Raw genomic sequence first — 19,547 nt, 5'->3', positions numbered from 1 at the left:
AAAAGAATAATGGCTATCGAAATCAATGTACCGGACATCGGGGCTGATGAAGTTGAAATCACCGAGATCCTGGTCAAAGTGGGCGACAAAGTTGAAGCTGAACAGTCGCTGATCACCGTAGAAGGCGACAAAGCCTCTATGGAAGTTCCGTCTCCTCAGGCTGGTATCGTTAAAGAGATTAAAGTCTCTGTTGGCGACAAAACTGAGACCGGCAAACTGATCATGATTTTCGATTCCGCCGATGGTGCAGCAGCAGCTGCACCTGCTCCGGCAGAAGAGAAGAAAGAAGCGGCTCCGGCAGCAGCACCTGCTGCGGCAGCGGCGAAAGAAGTACACGTACCGGACATCGGCGGCGACGAAGTCGAAGTGACCGAAGTGATGGTTAAAGTGGGCGACACCGTTGCGGCTGAGCAGTCTCTGATCACCGTTGAAGGCGACAAAGCCTCTATGGAAGTTCCGGCGCCGTTCGCAGGCACCGTGAAAGAAATCAAAGTCAGCACCGGCGACAAAGTGTCTACCGGCTCCCTGATTATGATCTTTGAAGTGGCGGGCGTTGCTGGCGCGGCTGCCCCGGCGAAAGCTGAAGCGGCCCCAGCAGCAGCTCCGGCTCCGGCAGCCTCTGGATCCAAAGAAGTTAACGTACCGGACATCGGCGGTGATGAAGTTGAAGTCACTGAAGTGATGGTTAAAGTGGGCGATAAAATTGCCGCTGAACAATCACTGATCACCGTAGAAGGCGACAAAGCCTCTATGGAAGTTCCGGCTCCGTTCGCGGGTACCGTGAAAGAAATCAAAATCAGCACCGGCGACAAAGTGAAAACCGGTTCTCTGATTATGGTCTTCGAAGTTGAAGGCGCAGCACCTGCGGCCGCTCCGGCTAAACAGGAAGCGGCGGCTCCGGCTCCTGCGGCGAAAGCTGAGAAGCCAGCGGCTCCAGCTGCAAAAGCGGAAGGTAAATCTGACTTCGCTGAAAACGACGCTTACGTCCACGCTACTCCGCTGATTCGCCGCCTGGCGCGCGAGTTTGGTGTGAACCTGGCGAAAGTGAAAGGCACCGGTCGTAAAGGTCGTATCCTGCGTGAAGACGTTCAGGCTTACGTGAAAGAAGCGGTTAAACGCGCCGAGTCTGCACCGGCAGCATCTGCTGGCGGCGGTATCCCGGGCATGCTGCCCTGGCCGAAAGTGGACTTCAGCAAGTTTGGTGAAATCGAAGAAGTGGAACTGGGCCGTATCCAGAAAATCTCTGGTGCTAACCTGAGCCGTAACTGGGTGATGATCCCGCACGTTACTCACTTCGACAAGACCGATATCACCGATCTGGAAGCGTTCCGTAAACAACAGAACGCCGAAGCTGAAAAACGTAAACTGGACGTGAAATTCACCCCAGTAGTCTTCATCATGAAAGCCGTTGCTGCCGCTCTGGAACAGATGCCGCGCTTCAACAGCTCTCTGTCCGAAGACGGTCAGCGTCTGACCCTGAAGAAATACATCAACATCGGCGTTGCGGTAGATACCCCGAATGGTCTGGTTGTTCCGGTCTTCAAAGACGTGAACAAGAAGAGCATTACCGAGCTGTCTCGCGAACTGACCACCATCTCTAAGAAAGCGCGTGATGGCAAGCTGACCGCTGGCGAAATGCAGGGCGGTTGCTTCACCATCTCCAGCATCGGTGGCCTGGGTACTACCCACTTCGCGCCGATTGTGAATGCGCCGGAAGTGGCGATCCTCGGTGTCTCCAAGTCCTCTATGGAGCCAGTGTGGAACGGTAAAGAGTTTATGCCGCGTCTGATGATGCCGATTTCGCTCTCCTTCGACCACCGTGTAATTGACGGTGCGGATGGTGCACGCTTTATCACCATCATCAACAACATGCTGTCTGACATTCGCCGCCTGGTGATGTAAGCGAAAAAGCCGGCCCGACGGCCGGCTTTTTTCTGGTAATCTCATGAAGTCAGTGAGGTTATTGTGCGAAAGACAAATCGGTTGCCGTTTGTTGTTTCAAAATTGTTAACAATTTTGTAAAATACGGGCGGATAGAACGACCCGGTGGACGACGGGTATAAATTAAGAGGTCATGATGAGCACTGAAATCAAAACTCAGGTCGTGGTACTTGGGGCAGGCCCTGCAGGTTACTCTGCTGCCTTCCGTTGCGCAGATTTAGGTCTGGAGACCGTCATCGTAGAACGTTACAGCACCCTCGGTGGTGTTTGTCTGAACGTCGGCTGTATCCCTTCTAAAGCGCTGCTGCACGTAGCAAAAGTTATCGAAGAAGCCAAAGCGCTGGCTGAACACGGTATCGTTTTTGGCGAGCCGAAAACCGATATCGACAAGATTCGTACCTGGAAAGAAAAAGTTATCACTCAACTGACCGGCGGTCTGGCTGGTATGGCTAAAGGCCGTAAAGTGAAAGTGGTTAACGGTCTGGGTAAATTTACCGGGGCGAACACCCTGGAAGTTGAAGGCGAAAACGGCAAAACCGTGATCAACTTCGACAACGCGATCATCGCGGCGGGTTCCCGTCCGATCGAACTGCCGTTTATTCCGCATGAAGATCCGCGTGTGTGGGATTCCACTGACGCGCTGGAACTGAAAACGGTTCCTAAGCGCCTGCTGGTTATGGGCGGCGGTATCATCGGTCTGGAAATGGGTACCGTGTACCATGCGCTGGGTTCAGAGATCGACGTGGTTGAAATGTTCGATCAGGTTATCCCGGCTGCCGATAAAGACGTGGTTAAAGTCTTCACCAAGCGCATCAGCAAGAAATTCAACCTGATGCTGGAAACCAAAGTGACCGCCGTTGAAGCGAAAGAAGACGGTATCTACGTTTCCATGGAAGGCAAAAAAGCGCCTGCTGAAGCACAGCGTTACGATGCCGTGCTGGTGGCTATCGGTCGTGTACCGAACGGCAAAAACCTCGATGCGGGCAAAGCTGGCGTGGAAGTTGACGACCGTGGCTTCATCCGCGTTGACAAGCAGTTGCGCACCAACGTGCCGCACATCTTTGCTATCGGCGATATCGTCGGTCAGCCGATGCTGGCGCATAAAGGTGTTCACGAAGGTCACGTTGCCGCTGAAGTTATCGCCGGTAAGAAACACTACTTCGACCCGAAAGTTATCCCATCCATCGCGTACACTGAACCAGAAGTTGCATGGGTTGGTCTGACTGAGAAAGAAGCGAAAGAAAAAGGCATCAGCTACGAAACCGCCACTTTCCCGTGGGCTGCTTCTGGCCGTGCTATCGCTTCTGACTGCGCAGACGGTATGACCAAACTGATTTTCGACAAAGAATCTCACCGTGTGATCGGTGGGGCGATTGTCGGTACCAACGGCGGCGAGCTGCTGGGTGAAATCGGTCTGGCGATCGAAATGGGCTGTGACGCTGAAGACATCGCGCTGACCATCCACGCTCACCCGACTCTGCACGAGTCCGTTGGCCTGGCAGCTGAAGTGTTCGAAGGTAGCATCACCGACCTGCCGAACCCGAAAGCGAAGAAAAAGTAATTTTTCCAAAATGATAAAAAGCGGCTGAATGGCCGCTTTTTTTATGTGTTTGTTACACAATAGTGTCAAAATCTGGCAAAAATTAAGGTAAATCGCCGAATTGCCAGAAAATGTTTTTTCCCGTACCGCACGATACGCCCGAACCGCATGAAATCTCCATTCCAAGTCAACGTACTGTTTCACAAGAAATAAATCACCTTATCTTGTCATTAGATGAAATTAATAACCCTCTAAACTAATAGCGTGATAACAAATTGAGAGGGGAAATGATGAAACGTTTTTTAAAAGCAGCAGTAATGACTACCGTGTTTATTTCCGGCATGGCGCTGGCGCAGGACGCCGTCATCCCATGGGCTACCAACAGCGGTGGTACCGAAAGCACGCATATTGCAGCAATGGGACAAAATTTGAATGCGCAGCATCAGCAGATTAGCCAGACACAGGAAGGTGTGTGGGCCACAAACTCTGGCAGCATTCGAGCTGATGAAGTAGCACTTACCAGCACGAAGCCGGCGTTTAAAGGTTATCCTGAATTAATGCCGCATCAGAATTAACTCTCCCGCTCACGTCAGACAAATTCACGCTGACGTGAGCGTCGCCAATTCCAAACTACCAGTTCTGGTAGTCATCTTATTGATATTTCCGCTAAAAAAAATTGCGCAACTGCCGATACTTTTTTCGCCATTGTGTGGCTACTGGCCGCGCGGTTAAGAGGCTCTGGACTCTCTATTACACGAAAAAAGGAAAAAACATGTCTTTAAAAAAAATCGCGGTTGTTGGCATGGTTGTCGCGACAATGACGCTGACCGGGTGTGGCGCCATGACCACCGCCGTTAAAAAACGTAATCTTGAAGTGAAAACGCAGATGAGTGAGACCATCTGGCTGGAGCCTTCCAGCGAGAAGACCGTCTACATTCAGGTGAAAAACACTTCCGATAAAGACATGAGCAACCTGCAAACCCTGCTGGCAAATGACCTGTCCGCGAAGGGCTATAAAGTGACCAGTTCACCGGACAGCGCTTACTACTGGGTGCAGGCGAACGTACTGAAAGCGGACAAAATGGATCTGCGCGAAGCTCAGGGCTTCCTGAAGACCGGTTATGAAGGGGCGGCGATGGGAGCTGCTTTAGGCGCGGGGATTACCGCTTATAACAGCAACTCCTCCGGTGCGGCGCTGGGCGTTGGCCTGGCAGCGGGACTGATCGGTATGGCTGCTGATGCGATGGTGGAAGACGTAAACTACACCATGGTCACTGACCTGCAAATCTCCGAGCGCAGCAAAGCGAAAGTGACAACAGATAACGTTGCCGCGCTGCGTCAGGGGACGTCCGGCATCAAGCTGCAAACCAGCACTGCGCAAGGCGATCGCGCCAAATATCAGACCCGAGTAGTATCTAATGCCAATAAAGTGAACCTGAAGTTCGAAGAAGCGAAGCCGGTTCTGGAAGCTCAACTGGCGAAATCTGTCGCTAACATCCTGTAATTTGTTGCGAGTTGCCGGGTGGCTACGCTTACCCGGCAACTCATCCTTCGATTCTGGGGATTCAGGGCGCGACAGGCTGCCAGGTTTTATCCAGGTGGTAGGCGGTTAACGCCTGTGCTTTTCGCTGCGACTCCTCGCCAAGATCCGCCTGATAGACCTTGTCATCACCGTTGACCATAAAGCTCATCACGCCAGTATGATCGTAGCTGACGGGCCAGGCAACCATCGCAAAGCCGCTGGCTTTGTCGGGAAGAATACGGAAATGATAACCGTGATAGCCTGTGCCGGGTTCCTGCGGACTGAAGGCTGGCCCCAGCGGGCTTGGCGCTTCACCGGGTGAAACGGGCCAGTACAGACCATCTTTTTTCCCTTCAGAGCTGACAATCTTTTGTGCGTACGTCTGGTTCATCGCAAAGTAGCTTTGCTGAGCATCGACATAGGCATGTAATGCCTCGATGGCAGCGAGTTCGTTGCGCCCAATCTCACGGGTCAGGATCTCTTCGGCCGCTTCCTTAATATCAAATTGCCAGCCAGAAGTGGTTTTAACCACCGGGATCGGCAGTTGCCAGTCGCTGTCCCCGACCACCAGGTGCGCGGTATTACCGTCGACAACGGTGTTATGGCGAACCTTCCAGTCGCGCAGGAAGCGGTCTACCGCATCGGGGTCGACGCCTTCCGGCGGCAGAAACTCGCGCCAGTTTTCCCCAAGCAGGTTGTTCATCGCACTTTCATTTTGCTCACTGATAGCGTTTGCCAGCGCATCGGTGGCCTGGTCCGGCGTGCTGAAGGATTGCTGTGCCATCGCGGTGGCCGAAACCATGAACAACACCATTCCACTGAGTAGTTTATTTTTCATGTCGGTTCCCTTAACGATGACGGAATTCACGGTGTTCAGCACGACCGCCGGATAGCTGGCGAGATGGTTGGTTGCGGGCGAACTGCCTGCTTTGGGCCCCTCGCTGCTGCTGTGCCTGCCAGTTGGCGGAGCGACTGTCATTACCGCTCAGCGCATTGGCGCGCGGCTGGAACTGTTGAAGATTACGCTGCTGCACATTGCGTTGCTGCGCCGGTTGTGTGATCCGTTTCTCCTGGCGCTGGGTGGCAGCCTGGCGATTTTCACGCTGCTGAGTGTTTGCCCGTTGCGCCGTTTGTGGTTTGGTATCGTAACCACGGTAGTTGTTACGCTGGGAAATCTGCTTCAGCTGTTGGCTGGATGCTTGACGCTGGGCGTCTCTCGTGCCCGTACGCGCCGTTTGCGGGAATGTTTTCCCCGTTGATTTTTCCATCTGGCTCAGGGCTGCCTGACGCTGGCTATCACGGTTGACTGGTCGTTGCTGGGTTGAGCTTAAGCCCGTTGCCGTGTTAGTGGGGTGAAAGCGGTTATTAAGCTGGCTATTAGGGTACGGCACACCCTCGCGATAGGCCGGGTTGTGCTGCCAGGTACGGTTGGCGTCCGTCAGCCGTTGCCCGCTGATTTTATTGAAGTTATCAACGTTTATATTGATGTTGTTATCGCCGTTGCGGTTATACCCGCCATGGTTATCCCAGTCATCGTGATGATGGTGGTCCCAGTCATCGTCATCATCCCAGTCGATATTGCTGAAGATGGCATAGGTTGTGGCGACACCGAGGCTGAAGCCTAAACCGTTCACGAAGCTGTTGCCAAACTGTTCGCCGGGCGTTGGCGGCAGATAGGTTGGTGGATAGGCGGTATTGGGCCAGGTACCGTAAACCGTGTTCGGATTATAGGTGGGGACGTACACCACCTGCGGATCGGCGGATTCAATTTTGATAACCGTTGGGCTTGTCGTGGCGGTCGTGGTAGTAGAACTGGTTGTTGACTCGCTGGTGACGGTTTTAGCCGGTGCTGCTTTTGTCACAGTAGTGACGGTCTGTTGCGGTGTTGATTGCAACGCCCCGGTTTGTTGCGCCAGCGCGCGCAGACGTTGCACAGAGTCCATGACATCTTTCGGTTGCGCGAGGAAAGCGTCACCCAGGCTTTGTACCCACGGCGGATTTTCGCCCATCAGCGACATCAGTTGTGGGAAGGCGACCAGTGATTTCACGCTGGGATCCCAGGGTTGACCAGCAACGGCCTGAATGGCGGCATCGCCCTGCATTTTGGGATTATCTTTTGACCACTGCGCGGCCTGGATGACGTTAGCCGGATAGGTTGAGGCCATCAAAATTTGTGACAGCAGTGAATCCGGATAGAGCGCGATAGGTGCCACCCACTGATCGATTTGCGCAGCCGAGTATGTCGGCGCAGCAGCAGGCGCAGGTTGGTCAACGGGAGCAGGGGCCGCTACGGGGGCGGGAGCCGGCGCTGAAGGTTGTTGTGCGACGGGGGCCGGAGCAGCGGGCTCCGTTACGCGACTTTTAACGAACATGACGCCAGAGGCGGCAAACAACCCGGCACTGCACAGAAGAACAAGCAGGTGTGGCTTAAATGGCAACTTCATAAAATGACTCCAACGAGACAAGTGCTGTGCCGTGAGGCGTTCCTGTTGTCGCGAGTATCATGCACCCGTGTTTGACAGTTTTGACTTTTATTGGGGATTCAGCCGGCAGGTCCGGAAAAAGAGTGTGAGTATTTATTACACAATTATATCTGATGGCTTAAAAAACGCTGGAAAATTCAGCATGTCGCGCTTGAAAATCAACCGCTTTACGGCAATCTTAATCCCTCTGAAATGCGCCTCGCCTCGCCGCTACACCATTCTTAACGATTCAGCCAATTTTTTATGTTGCTTTTTTGTAAACAGATTAACACTTAAAGAAAATCCTGTTATTGTGCCTTATGCGGTACCGGGCATTTACCCTACTAACTACTGTCTCACAGGAGCGTGAAGAGAATCGCCCATCAACAAAAGCGCCGCATTATGACAATGAGAGCGAGGAGATATCGTCGTGCTAGAAGAATACCGTAAGCACGTAGCTGAGCGTGCTGCCCAGGGGATTGTGCCAAAACCTTTAGACGCAACCCAAATGGCCGCACTTGTCGAGCTGCTGAAGACCCCGCCTGTGGGCGAAGAAGAATTCCTGTTAGACCTGTTGATCAACCGCGTTCCTCCTGGCGTAGATGAAGCCGCATATGTTAAAGCCGGTTTTCTCGCTGCTGTCGCGAAAGGCGACACCACCTCCCCACTGGTCACGCCAGAAAAAGCCATTGAATTGCTGGGCACCATGCAGGGTGGTTACAACATTCATCCGCTGATCGATGCGCTGGACGACGCAAAACTGGCGCCGATTGCCGCCAAAGCGCTCTCTTCAACGCTGCTGATGTTCGATAACTTCTACGATGTAGAAGAAAAAGCCAAAGCGGGCAACGAATATGCGAAGCAGGTAATGCAGTCCTGGGCTGATGCCGAATGGTTCCTGAACCGTCCTCAGCTTGCTGAAAAAATTACCGTTACCGTCTTTAAAGTGACGGGTGAAACCAACACCGATGACCTTTCTCCGGCCCCGGATGCCTGGTCCCGCCCGGATATTCCTTTGCACGCGCTGGCGATGCTGAAAAACGCCCGTGAAGGCATTGACCCGGATCAGCCGGGCGTAGTTGGCCCGATCAAACAAATCGAAGCATTACAGAAAAAAGGCTACCCGCTGGCCTACGTCGGTGACGTTGTCGGCACTGGTTCCTCCCGTAAATCGGCGACCAACTCCGTACTGTGGTTTATGGGCGATGATATCCCGCATGTGCCGAACAAGCGCGGCGGCGGTCTGTGCCTCGGCGGCAAAATTGCGCCTATCTTCTTCAATACCATGGAAGATGCGGGCGCGCTGCCGATTGAAGTCGACGTGTCGAACATGAACATGGGCGACGTGATTGACGTTTACCCTTACAGTGGTGAAGTGCGCAACCACGAAACCGGTGAGCTGCTGGCAACCTTCGAACTGAAAACCGACGTGCTGCTCGACGAAGTCCGCGCCGGTGGCCGTATCCCGCTGATTATCGGCCGTGGCCTGACCACCAAAGCGCGTGAAGCGCTGGGTCTGCCGCACTCAGACGTTTTCCGTCAGGCGAAAGACGTGGCAGAAAGCAGCCGTGGCTTCTCTCTGGCACAAAAAATGGTTGGCCGTGCCTGCGGCGTGAAAGGCATCCGACCGGGCGCGTACTGCGAACCGAAGATGACTTCCGTGGGTTCCCAGGATACCACTGGCCCGATGACCCGTGACGAACTGAAAGACCTGGCATGTCTGGGCTTCTCGTCTGACCTGGTGATGCAGTCCTTCTGTCACACTGCCGCGTATCCGAAGCCGGTTGACGTGAACACGCATCACACGCTGCCAGACTTCATCATGAACCGCGGCGGTGTGTCGCTGCGTCCGGGCGATGGCGTTATTCACTCCTGGCTGAACCGCATGCTGCTGCCGGATACCGTGGGTACTGGCGGTGACTCCCATACCCGTTTCCCGATTGGTATTTCCTTCCCGGCGGGCTCTGGTCTGGTGGCGTTTGCTGCCGCGACCGGCGTGATGCCGCTGGATATGCCGGAATCCGTTCTGGTGCGCTTCAAAGGCAAAATGCAGCCGGGTATCACGCTGCGCGATCTGGTACACGCCATCCCGCTGTACGCGATCAAACAGGGTCTGCTGACCGTTGAGAAAAAAGGGAAGAAAAACATCTTCTCTGGCCGCATTCTGGAAATTGAAGGTCTACCGGATCTGAAAGTCGAGCAGGCGTTCGAATTGACCGATGCTTCCGCCGAGCGTTCCGCTGCCGGTTGTACCATCAAGCTGAACAAAGAACCGATTATCGAGTACCTGACCTCCAACATCGTGCTGCTGAAGTGGATGATTGCAGAAGGCTACGGCGACCGTCGTACGCTGGAACGTCGCGTGCAGGGCATGGAAAAATGGCTGGCGGATCCGCAGTTGCTGGAAGCCGATGCTGATGCGGAATACGCGGCGGTGATCGACATCGATCTGGCGGATATCAAAGAGCCAATCCTGTGTGCGCCGAACGATCCGGACGACGCGCGTCTGCTGTCTGACGTGCAGGGCGAGAAGATCGACGAAGTGTTCATCGGCTCCTGCATGACCAACATCGGCCACTTCCGCGCTGCTGGTAAGCTGCTGGATGCGCACAAAGGCCAGCTGCCGACGCGCCTGTGGGTGGCACCGCCGACCCGTATGGACGCGGCGCAGCTGACCGAAGAAGGCTACTACAGCGTGTTTGGTAAGAGCGGCGCGCGTATTGAGATCCCGGGCTGTTCCCTGTGTATGGGGAACCAGGCGCGTGTGGCCGACGGTGCGACGGTGGTTTCCACTTCTACCCGTAACTTCCCGAACCGTTTAGGGACCGGGGCGAACGTCTTCCTGGCCTCTGCGGAGCTGGCGGCGGTTGCGGCGCTGATCGGCAAGCTGCCGACGCCGGAAGAGTACCAGACCTATGTGGCTCAGGTGGATAAGACGGCGGTGGATACCTACCGTTATCTGAACTTCGACCAGCTTTCTCAGTACACCGAGAAAGCGGACGGCGTGATTTTCCAGACCGCAGTCTAATGCGTTAACGCGTTTTGTGTAAAAACGCATCAATGCCCGGAGAAGTCAGCTTCTCCGGGCATTTTTATTTCTATTCCTTATACCCGCTACGCTTTTTTTCTGCCGCGCTGCTGCGATAATTACAGCAAGGCGCAATGCGGTATTGGCGCATTGCCGGGAGCAGAGGAAGACATTATGGATTACGAATTTCTGCGCGATATTACCGGAGTGGTAAAAGTGCGTATGTCCATGGGCCACGAGGTGGTGGGGCACTGGTTTAATGAGGAAGTGAAAGAGAACCTGGCCTTACTTGATGAAGTGGAACAGGCGGCGCGTGCGGTGAAGGGCAGTGAGCGCTCCTGGCAGCGAGCAGGGCATGAATACACGCTCTGGCTGGATGGCGAAGAGGTGATGGTTCGCGCCAATCAGCTCGAGTTCTCGGGCGATGAAATGGAAGAGGGGATGAGCTACTACGACGAAGAGAGCTTTTCGCTCTGCGGCGTAGAGGATTTTCTGCAAGTGGTCGCGGCGTACCGCGAATTTGTGCAACAGCGTTAATCCATGCGGAGCCAGCGGGCTCCGCTATGTCTGTTACTTCACGTACGCCAGCAGGCTTAACGAGTCACGCGCCAGCGCTTTGCATTTTTTTGCCGTTGGGATGCCGATACCGCTGAGATCGCGATAGCTGTCCTCACCCAGTGCCTTCATGTTGAAGGTGTCGTAATTGCTCAGGTCCCACTGGTTTTGCTGGGCAAAAAAGACCAGTGCGCGACGGATCTGCCCATTTGGCAAATTCTGGTATCCACAGTCATTTTTCAGAAAAACAAAAACTGCCGTTAAATCGGCCATATCTTCGGCTTCGGACTCGCTCAGCGCGTAGCTATTTGCGCATACGGCCATCAGGCTGCCGAACAAAACTGTTCTGAAAAACGTCTTCATTGCTTCTACCACTGCATCACGGAATTTAAACGTTAGCACACTGCGAGCGAAGCGACGACCTTTATTATTAGCCGTTTACTTGACCTTCCCGTAAGGGGAAGGCTTATGCTTAAAAGATAGCCTGCTTAAGCTGCTGAATATAAGGAAGTGATTATGCAACGTCGTGACTTTTTAAAGTACTCCGTGGCGCTGGGCGTCGCGTCAGCATTACCTCTGTGGAGCCGTAGCGTATTTGCCGCCGACCGTCCGGCATTACCCATTCCAGACCTGTTAACCGCCGATGCTTCTAATCGCATTCAGTTGATTGCACAAGCCGGGCAGTCGAACTTTGCAGGTAAAACCGCCACGACGTGGGGATATAACGGCAATTTGCTCGGACCGGCGCTAAAGCTAAACAAAGGGCAATCGGTGACGGTGGATATCCACAACCAGCTTGCCGAAGAGACGACGTTGCACTGGCACGGGCTGGAAATTCCTGGTGAAGTTGATGGTGGGCCGCAAGGTATTATCCCGGCAGGCGGGAAACGTTCCGTCACTTTCACACCGGATCAACGGGCAGCAACCTGTTGGTTCCATCCACATCAGCATGGTAAAACCGGTCGCCAGGTGGCGATGGGGCTGGCCGGACTGGTGCTGATTGAAGATGAAGAGATCCACAAACTGCTGCTGCCGAAGCAGTGGGGCATTGATGATGTGCCGGTGATTATTCAGGACAAGCAGTTTTCCACCGATGGACAGATCAACTATCAACTGGACATGATGACCGCTGCCGTCGGCTGGTTTGGCGATACGCTGCTGACCAACGGCGCGATTTATCCTCAACATGCCGCGCCGCGCGGTTGGCTGCGTTTGCGCCTGCTGAACGGGTGTAACGCTCGCTCGCTGAATATTGCCACCAGCGACAATCGTCCTCTGTACGTTATTGCCAGCGATGGTGGACTGTTGGCGGAACCGGTCAAAGTAACTGAACTTCCTATGCTGATGGGCGAGCGCTTTGAAGTGCTGGTGGATGTGAGCGACGGTAAGGCGTTTGATCTGGTCACTCTTCCTGTCAGCCAGATGGGGATGGCGGTTGCGCCATTTGATAAGCCGCACCCGGTGATGCGCGTTCAGCCGCTGCTGATTACTGCTTCCGCAACGCTGCCTGATTCGCTGACATCCATGCCGTCATTGCCGTCACTGGATGGCCTGACGGTGCGCAAACTACAGCTGTCTATGGATCCGATGCTCGACATGATGGGCATGCAAATGCTGATGAAGAAATACGGCGGTCAGGCGATGGCGGGTATGGATCATGGGAAGATGATGGACCATATGAATAATGACAATATGGGCCACGGGAAGATGAATCATGGCAATATGAACCATGGCAACATGGGGAATATGCAGCATGGCAACATGAAGCAGGCGGGATCATTTGATTTCCATAATGCCAACCGGATTAACGGTCTGGCGTTTGATATGAATAAACCCATGTTCGCCGCGGCGAAAGGTCAGCATGAGCGCTGGGTGATTTCCGGTCAGGGCGACATGATGCTGCATCCGTTCCATATTCACGGCACCCAGTTCCGCATTTTGTCTGAGAATGGCAAAGCGCCTGCCGCGCACCGCGCGGGATGGAAGGATACGGTGCGGGTAGAAGGCGGCGTCAGCGAGGTGCTGGTGAAGTTTGACCACGACGCGCCGAAAGAGCATGCCTATATGGCGCACTGTCATCTGTTAGAGCATGAAGATACCGGCATGATGCTCGGATTCACGGTATAAAAAAAGCCGGGGGGCGGCTTCGCCTTGCCCGGCCGACATGTCGCATCCGTAGGCCCGGTAAGCTTAGCACCACCGGGCTTTTCAGTTATTTAGCGTCGTCCGGCAATGCATACGCCACGATATAATCGCCCATCTTCGTGCCAAACGACCCGTGGCCTCCGGCGGAGATCACCACATACTGCTTGCCATTCACTTCATAGGTCATCGGTGTCGCCTGTCCACCTGCCGGTAGACGGCCCTGCCACAGTTTTTCACCGTTACTCATATTGTAGGCGCGCAGATAGTTGTCGGCGGTTGCGGCAATGAACAGCACGTTACCGGCGGTGGAGATAGGCCCTCCCAGCATTGGCATTCCCATATTGAACGGTACCTGAACCGGCATTGGGAACGGCATGCTGTCCTGCGGGGTGCCAATACGTTTTTTCCACACCACTTCATTGGTCTTCAGATCCACGGCGGAGATGTAGCCCCAGGCTGGCTGCTTACACGGCAGACCAAATGGCGACAGGAACGGATTCAGCGTGACGCCGAACGGCACGCCGTACTGTGGCTGAATTCCTGATTCTGTGCCGGTGCCTTTGGCATCTTTCGGCGGCTCCATCGGATTACCTGGGCCGCGTGGGATCAGCTTCGAGACAAACGGCAGCGCCATCGGGTTGGCTATCGCCACCTGACGGTTGGGATCAACGGAGATTCCGCCCCATTCGAACATCCCCAGGTTGCCAGGGAACACCAGCGTGCCCTGCTCTGAAGGTGGGGTGAAGATGCCCTCATAACGCAGTTGGTGGAACATTACGCGACACACCAACTGGTCGAACATGGTGGCGCCCCACATGTCCGCGCCGCTCAAATCTTTCTGCGGACGGAAGGTAAGGTCGGAGAACGGCTGGGTTTTGCTGACGTAATCACCTTTGGCTGCACCCTGCGGCACCGGTTTTTCCGGGGCAGGTACCACCAGTTCACCATTACGGCGGTCGAGCACGAAGATGTTACCGGTTTTCGCCGGGGCGTAAATGACCGGGACTTTCTGGCCTTTAACGGTGATATCCGCCAGCGTTGGCTGCGCCGGTAAGTCCATATCCCATAGATCGTGATGAACGGTTTGATAGCTCCAGGCCAGCTTCCCGGTAGTGGCATTTAACGCCAGGATGGCGCTGGCATAACGTTCCTGTTCCGGCGTGCGGTTACCGCCCCAGATGTCCGGTGTGGTGACGCCCATGGGCAGATACACCAGATCCAGCTTCGCGTCATAGGCCGCAGGGGCCCAGGAGTTTGGTGAGTTAAAGGTGAACGTATGTTCATCTGACGGGATGAAATTGGGATCTTTGGCACCTGGGTCGAATGCCCACAGCAGCTTACCGGTATTCACATCGAAGCCACGGATAACGCCGGAAGTTTCGCGGGTGGAGAAGTTATCGGTCACCGACCCGGCAATCACGATGGTTTTATCAGTGATGATGGGCGGTGACGTCGGCTCATACAGACCCGGCGTGGTATCCGGCATGTTGGTTTGTAAGTTGAGGATGCCTTGATTGGCGAAGGTTGCGCACAGCTTGCCGGTTTCCGCGTTCAGGGCAAACAGACGGCCATCGTTCACCGGCAGGATGATGCGGCGCGGACAGTCAGCCACCACTTCCGGGCTGGCGTTATCGGCACGTGCTTCATGATAAGAAACGCCGCGACAGGTTACGTGCTGGAAAGAGGTGTTGGTATTGAGTTGGGGATCGAAATGCCACTTCTCTTTACCACTCGCCGCATCGAGCGCAAACAGACGCTGGTGGGCGGTACACAGATAGAGCGTATCACCAACTTTGATCGGCGTGACTTCATTGGTGATTTCACCCGGATCGTTTGGCTGTTTTAAATCACCGGTGCGAAATACCCAGGCTTCTTTCAATTGATGTACGTTGTCGGCGTTAATTTGTTTTAACGGTGAGTAGCGTTGACCTTCCTGATTGCGCCCGTAAGCGGGCCAGTCCTTGTCGGCCACCGGTGAAATTGCTTCGGCCGGGGTGGTATCCGCGCTCAGCGTGCCGTGTACTTCCTGCGGATCGTTGAAACCCGCCCAGGTCAGGATCGCGCCGCTAATCAGTAGTGCGACGACCAGCGCCGTTACCGCGCCGCTGGAAGGGACGATCAGGTGACGCCAGACGAACGGCAGAACCAGCCAGATACCGAAGAAGACTAGGATGTCGCTACGCGGTGTTAATGCCCAGAAATCAAAGCCGACTTCCCATACGCCCCAAATCATGGTGGCGAGAAGCAGGACAGCATACAGCCAAAGCGCGGAGCGTTGACTACGCCATAGCAGGAAGGCCACGCCGAGCATGGCCAGACCCGCTATCGGGTAATACCAGGAGCCACCGATGGCGACCAGCCAGCCTCCGCCAATCAGAAGATAGAGTCCACAAAGTGCGGCGAACAGAGCACTCAGTGTCACGATAAGTCGTTGGGATCGTACGTTGTTATTTGCCATAAAAAATACCATCACAGGTGTTATTTCTTTAATAGCAGTTAATTATAGGAGTTAAAACGCGTGACGATTGTCACATTATGAACTTTATCAACAGATGCCGCGGATGAATGCTTTTGCTGGTATACTGCGTGCCTTGCGCTTAGATGCTCGCTTATTAAAAGTAAGCATTGAGTGATTTGTTTTTAAATCATATGGTTAGAGATATGAAACATACTGTTGAAGTCATGATCCCGGAAGCGGAGATCAAAGCGCGTATTGCTGAACTGGGACGTCAGATTAACGAACGTTATAAGGACAGCGGCAGCGATATGGTGCTGGTTGGTCTGTTACGCGGCTCATTTATGTTTATGGCGGACCTGTGCCGTGAAGTGCATGTCTCCCACGAAGTCGATTTCATGACTGCATCCAGTTATGGCAGCGGAATGTCTACCACGCGTGATGTTAAAATCCTGAAAGACCTGGATGAAGACATTCGTGGCAAGGACGTGCTGATTGTCGAAGACATCATCGACTCCGGCAACACGCTGTCTAAAGTGCGTGAGATTCTGAGCCTGCGCGAGCCGAAATCCCTGGCTATCTGTACGCTGCTGGATAAACCTTCCCGTCGTGAAGTGGATGTCCCGGTTGAGTTTATCGGATTCTCTATTCCAGATGAGTTTGTGGTCGGCTACGGCATTGACTATGCTCAGCGTTATCGCCATCTGCCGTACGTTGGCAAAGTGGTGCTGCTGGACGAGTAATTGGCTGGAGTGTCTGATGGCGCTTCACTTATCAGGCCTACGGCGCAGGTTTGTAGGCCGGGTAAGGCATAGCCGCCTCCCGGCAATGTCTCATTATTTATGGTTGCAGTGTTTCTGGCTGAGGTTAGATAAGCCCTGGCGATAGCGCTGCTCCAGCGTTTCGCGGCTGGTGGCGGTGACGTCGAGATCGCGCAGCAGGCCATCATGAATACCGTAGGCCCAGCCGTGAATGGTGACTTTCTGACCGCGCTTCCAGGCGGATCGCATAATCGTTGAATGACCCAGGTTATAGACCTGCTCCATGACATTCAGTTCGCACAGGGTGTCCATGCGGCGTTCCTGCGGCATTTCGCCAAGCAGTGAGCTGTGTTTAAACCAGATATCGCGAATATGCAGTAACCAGTTATCAATCAGCCCCTGTTCTTTATTTTCAATCGCTGCCTGGACGCCGCCGCATCCGTAGTGGCCGCAAATAATAATATGTTCCACTTCCAGCACATCCACCGCATACTGAACCACTGAGAGGCAGTTCAGGTCGGTGTGAATAACCAGATTGGCAACATTACGGTGGACGAATAATTCGCCCGGTTCCAGACCGGTCAATCGTTCAGCGGGAACGCGGCTATCGGAACATCCAATCCATAGAAAACGTGGATTCTGCGCATGTGTCAGCGTTTCAAAAAATCCGGGATCCTCTTCTACCAGCATCTTTGACCATAGTGCATTGTTGCTGATGAGTGTATCTATGTCTTTCATGGAGTTGTACGACCCGAAACCAGATAAATTCGATGGGCTAATATAGGGTAACTCCAGCATTAATTAAACTATATATGAAATGTCAGAACGTAAGGTAAGTAAAAAACCATGACCATTGCTCTGGAACTTCAAGAACTTAAGAAAACCTATCCCGGTGGCGTGCAGGCGCTACGCGGCATAGATTTGCAAGTCGAAGCGGGTGATTTTTATGCGCTTTTGGGACCGAATGGCGCAGGTAAATCTACCACCATCGGCATTATCAGTTCGCTGGTGAATAAAACTTCCGGACGGGTAAGCGTCTTCGGATACGATCTCGATAAAGATACGGTTAACGCTAAACGTCAGCTTGGTCTGGTGCCACAGGAGTTTAACTTTAACCCGTTTGAAACCGTGCAGCAGATCGTGGTCAACCAGGCAGGCTACTATGGCGTTGAGCATAAAGAAGCCGTTAAGCGTAGCGAAATATATCTAAAACAGCTCGACTTGTGGGAAAAACGTAACGAACGTGCGCGTATGCTTTCCGGTGGGATGAAACGTCGTCTGATGATCGCGCGGGCGCTGATGCATCAGCCAAAGCTGTTGATTCTCGATGAACCGACGGCGGGCGTCGACATTGAGCTACGTCGTTCAATGTGGGGCTTTTTAAAAGATTTAAACGACAAAGGCACCACGATTATTCTGACTACCCACTATCTCGAAGAAGCGGAAATGCTGTGTCGTAATATCGGTATTATTCAGCACGGTGAGCTGGTGGAAAATACCTCAATGAAGAGTCTGCTCTCTAAACTGAAATCTGAAACTTTTATCCTCGATCTGGCGCCAAAAAGCCCGCTGCCAAAACTGGAAGGGTATCAGTATCGTCTGGTTGATACCTCGACGCTGGAAGTGGAAGTTCTGCGTGAGCAAGGGGTTAACAGCGTGTTCTCACAACTGAGCGCCCAGGGTATTCAGGTATTAAGTATGCGTAACAAAGCGAACCGACTGGAAGAACTGTTTGTTTCTCTGGTGCATGAAAAACAAGGAGATCGCGCATGATGCAGCTTTATTGGGTTGCGCTAAAAAGCATCTGGGCGAAAGAGATCCACCGCTTTATGCGTATCTGGGTCCAGACTCTGGTTCCTCCCGTCATCACCATGACGCTCTATTTTATTATTTTTGGTAATTTGATTGGCTCGCGTATCGGCGAAATGCATGGTTTTAGCTACATGCAATTTATTGTGCCGGGGCTGATTATGATGGCGGTGATCACCAACTCGTACGCTAACGTGGCATCGTCATTCTTTAGCGCCAAGTTTCAACGCAATATTGAAGAACTGCTGGTCGCTCCGGTACCGACGCACGTCATTATCGCGGGTTTTGTCGGCGGTGGCGTGGCGCGTGGCCTGTGCGTAGGGATCCTTGTAACGGCTATTTCACTTTTCTTCGTGCCGTTCCAGGTGCACTCCTGGGTCTTTGTTGCGCTCACGCTAGTGTTAACGGCGGTACTGTTTTCACTGGCCGGGCTGCTGAACGCGGTTTTCGCCAAAACCTTTGACGATATCAGCCTGATCCCAACCTTTGTGCTGACGCCGCTGACCTATTTGGGGGGCGTTTTCTATTCGTTAACGCTGCTGCCGCCGTTCTGGCAGGGGCTGTCGCACCTGAACCCAATTGTCTACATGATCAGCGGGTTCCGCTACGGTTTCCTGGGTATCCATGATGTTCCGCTGGTCACCACGTTTGGCGTGCTGGTGGTGTTCATCGCGGTGTTTTATTTGCTGTGCTGGTACCTGATCCAGCGTGGGCGCGGTTTGCGCAGTTAATTCTTTCTTCCTCTCTCTGCTCGGGAGAGGAAGACTTTTGACGCTTATCACCATTATGTATTTATCACACTGATAAACTACTTGCCTGCTAAGGAGGTAGGCAATGTTAGGTTGGGTAATTACCTGTCATGACGATAAGGCACAGGATATGCTGCATCGTCTGGAGCAGAAGCACGGCCCGTTGGCCCAATGCCAGGCGGTAAGTTTTTGGCGTGGACTCAGCTCAAATATGTTGAGCCGCATGATGTGCCACGCTCTGCATGCTACTGACTCAGGCGAGGGCGTGATCTTCCTGACGGATACCGCGGGGGCCGCACCATACCGCGTGGCCTCGTTAATGAGCCACAAACACCCCCAGTGTGAAGTGATTTCAGGTATCAGCTATTCATTGCTTGAGAGAATGCTTTCGTCGCGGGAATCAATGAGCAGCTCTGCGTTTCGCGATTGCATTGTTACGCTTGGCGGGCCGGAAGTCTCAAGTCTCTGGCATCAACAACAAAAAAATCCCCCCTTCGTATTGAAGCATGATTTGTATGAGTATTAATCGTTGGTATTGATGGTGCTTTTGCTACAATAGCCGAGGTTTCTCGCCTCGGTT

Annotated in this window: 16 protein-coding genes; 11 read left to right on the top strand and 5 right to left on the bottom strand. The window is 53.6% G+C overall.

Translation table 11 applies throughout. The features are described 5' to 3' along the window. Nucleotides 1-9: 9 nt before the first annotated feature. The 4 genes from aceF (at nt 10) to traT (ending at nt 4,985) form a co-directional block, all read left to right on the top strand. Nucleotides 10-1,902: a pyruvate dehydrogenase complex dihydrolipoyllysine-residue acetyltransferase gene (gene aceF, locus FDX14_RS13005; protein WP_137349666.1), complete on the top strand. Its 1,893-nt coding sequence runs from the start codon at nt 10-12 to the stop codon at nt 1,900-1,902. 175 nt (nt 1,903-2,077) lie between these two features. Beyond that, nucleotides 2,078-3,502, top strand: coding sequence for a dihydrolipoyl dehydrogenase (gene lpdA, locus FDX14_RS13000; RefSeq protein ID WP_003018686.1), 1,425 nt, complete (start codon nt 2,078-2,080; stop codon nt 3,500-3,502). Between the two features lie 269 nt (nt 3,503-3,771). Beyond that, entirely contained in the window at nt 3,772-4,056 is a 285-nt protein-coding gene (locus FDX14_RS12995) for a hypothetical protein (protein ID WP_060855471.1), read from the top strand. Between the two features lie 197 nt (nt 4,057-4,253). Next, nucleotides 4,254-4,985, top strand: coding sequence for a conjugal transfer complement resistance protein TraT (gene traT / locus FDX14_RS12990; RefSeq protein ID WP_061382962.1), 732 nt, complete (start codon nt 4,254-4,256; stop codon nt 4,983-4,985). 61 nt (nt 4,986-5,046) lie between these two features. Here traT and FDX14_RS12985 read toward each other — a convergent pair whose 3' ends face one another. After that, a complete protein-coding gene (locus FDX14_RS12985; RefSeq protein ID WP_042312284.1) occupies nt 5,047-5,841 on the bottom strand; it encodes a DUF2950 family protein in 795 nt (264 codons plus the stop codon). A 10-nt stretch (nt 5,842-5,851) separates the two neighbouring features. Then, the gene (locus tag FDX14_RS12980; RefSeq protein ID WP_137349665.1) at nt 5,852-7,447 is read right to left on the bottom strand and encodes a DUF3300 domain-containing protein; all 1,596 of its coding nucleotides are present in this window, start codon (nt 7,445-7,447) and stop codon (nt 5,852-5,854) included. Between the two features lie 448 nt (nt 7,448-7,895). Here FDX14_RS12980 and acnB point away from each other — a divergent pair, with 448 nt between their 5' ends. Together acnB and yacL are read left to right on the top strand one after the other, a co-directional pair. Further along, the gene (gene acnB, locus FDX14_RS12970) at nt 7,896-10,493 is read left to right on the top strand and encodes a bifunctional aconitate hydratase 2/2-methylisocitrate dehydratase (RefSeq protein ID WP_072277008.1); all 2,598 of its coding nucleotides are present in this window, start codon (nt 7,896-7,898) and stop codon (nt 10,491-10,493) included. Nucleotides 10,494-10,667: 174 nt separating this feature from the next. Beyond that, on the top strand, nt 10,668-11,030 hold the full coding sequence (yacL, locus tag FDX14_RS12965) for a protein YacL (protein WP_003018670.1): 363 nt from the start codon (nt 10,668-10,670) through the stop codon (nt 11,028-11,030). Between the two features lie 33 nt (nt 11,031-11,063). On the opposite strand, the gene FDX14_RS12960 is transcribed toward yacL, so the two are convergent. Beyond that, a complete protein-coding gene (locus tag FDX14_RS12960) occupies nt 11,064-11,411 on the bottom strand; it encodes a YacC family pilotin-like protein (protein ID WP_003018667.1) in 348 nt (115 codons plus the stop codon). Between the two features lie 153 nt (nt 11,412-11,564). Between FDX14_RS12960 and cueO the strand changes: the two genes are divergently transcribed. Then, nucleotides 11,565-13,175: a multicopper oxidase CueO gene (gene cueO / locus FDX14_RS12955; protein ID WP_137349663.1), complete on the top strand. Its 1,611-nt coding sequence runs from the start codon at nt 11,565-11,567 to the stop codon at nt 13,173-13,175. A gap of 85 nt (nt 13,176-13,260) precedes the next feature. Here cueO and FDX14_RS12950 read toward each other — a convergent pair whose 3' ends face one another. After that, on the bottom strand, nt 13,261-15,651 hold the full coding sequence (locus tag FDX14_RS12950; protein ID WP_137349662.1) for a glucose/quinate/shikimate family membrane-bound PQQ-dependent dehydrogenase: 2,391 nt from the start codon (nt 15,649-15,651) through the stop codon (nt 13,261-13,263). Between the two features lie 203 nt (nt 15,652-15,854). On the opposite strand from FDX14_RS12950, the gene hpt reads away from it, so the two are divergent. After that, on the top strand, nt 15,855-16,391 hold the full coding sequence (gene hpt / locus FDX14_RS12945; protein WP_042312274.1) for a hypoxanthine phosphoribosyltransferase: 537 nt from the start codon (nt 15,855-15,857) through the stop codon (nt 16,389-16,391). A gap of 93 nt (nt 16,392-16,484) precedes the next feature. Here hpt and can read toward each other — a convergent pair whose 3' ends face one another. Then, nucleotides 16,485-17,147 carry a carbonate dehydratase gene (can, locus tag FDX14_RS12940; protein WP_038637306.1) on the bottom strand — a complete coding sequence of 221 codons (663 nt, stop codon included), beginning with the start codon at nt 17,145-17,147 and terminating at the stop codon, nt 16,485-16,487. 108 nt (nt 17,148-17,255) lie between these two features. On the opposite strand from can, the gene FDX14_RS12935 reads away from it, so the two are divergent. From FDX14_RS12935 to FDX14_RS12925, 3 genes are all read left to right on the top strand, one after another. Then, nucleotides 17,256-18,182, top strand: coding sequence for an ABC transporter ATP-binding protein (locus tag FDX14_RS12935; protein WP_042312269.1), 927 nt, complete (start codon nt 17,256-17,258; stop codon nt 18,180-18,182). Then, entirely contained in the window at nt 18,179-18,949 is a 771-nt protein-coding gene (locus FDX14_RS12930) for an ABC transporter permease (RefSeq protein ID WP_042312267.1), read from the top strand. Before FDX14_RS12935 ends, FDX14_RS12930 begins: the two co-directional genes overlap by 4 nt. A gap of 103 nt (nt 18,950-19,052) precedes the next feature. Next, nucleotides 19,053-19,493 (top strand): PTS sugar transporter subunit IIA, encoded by a 441-nt coding sequence (locus FDX14_RS12925; protein ID WP_038637318.1) that lies wholly within the window; start codon nt 19,053-19,055, stop codon nt 19,491-19,493. Nucleotides 19,494-19,547: the final 54 nt, after the last annotated feature.

The organism is Citrobacter sp. wls710, assembly GCF_005281115.1.
GTDB lineage: Bacteria > Pseudomonadota > Gammaproteobacteria > Enterobacterales > Enterobacteriaceae > Citrobacter > Citrobacter werkmanii.
The sequence above is the reverse complement of the archived record's forward strand: the minus strand, read 5'-3'. Positions and strand labels throughout refer to the sequence as shown.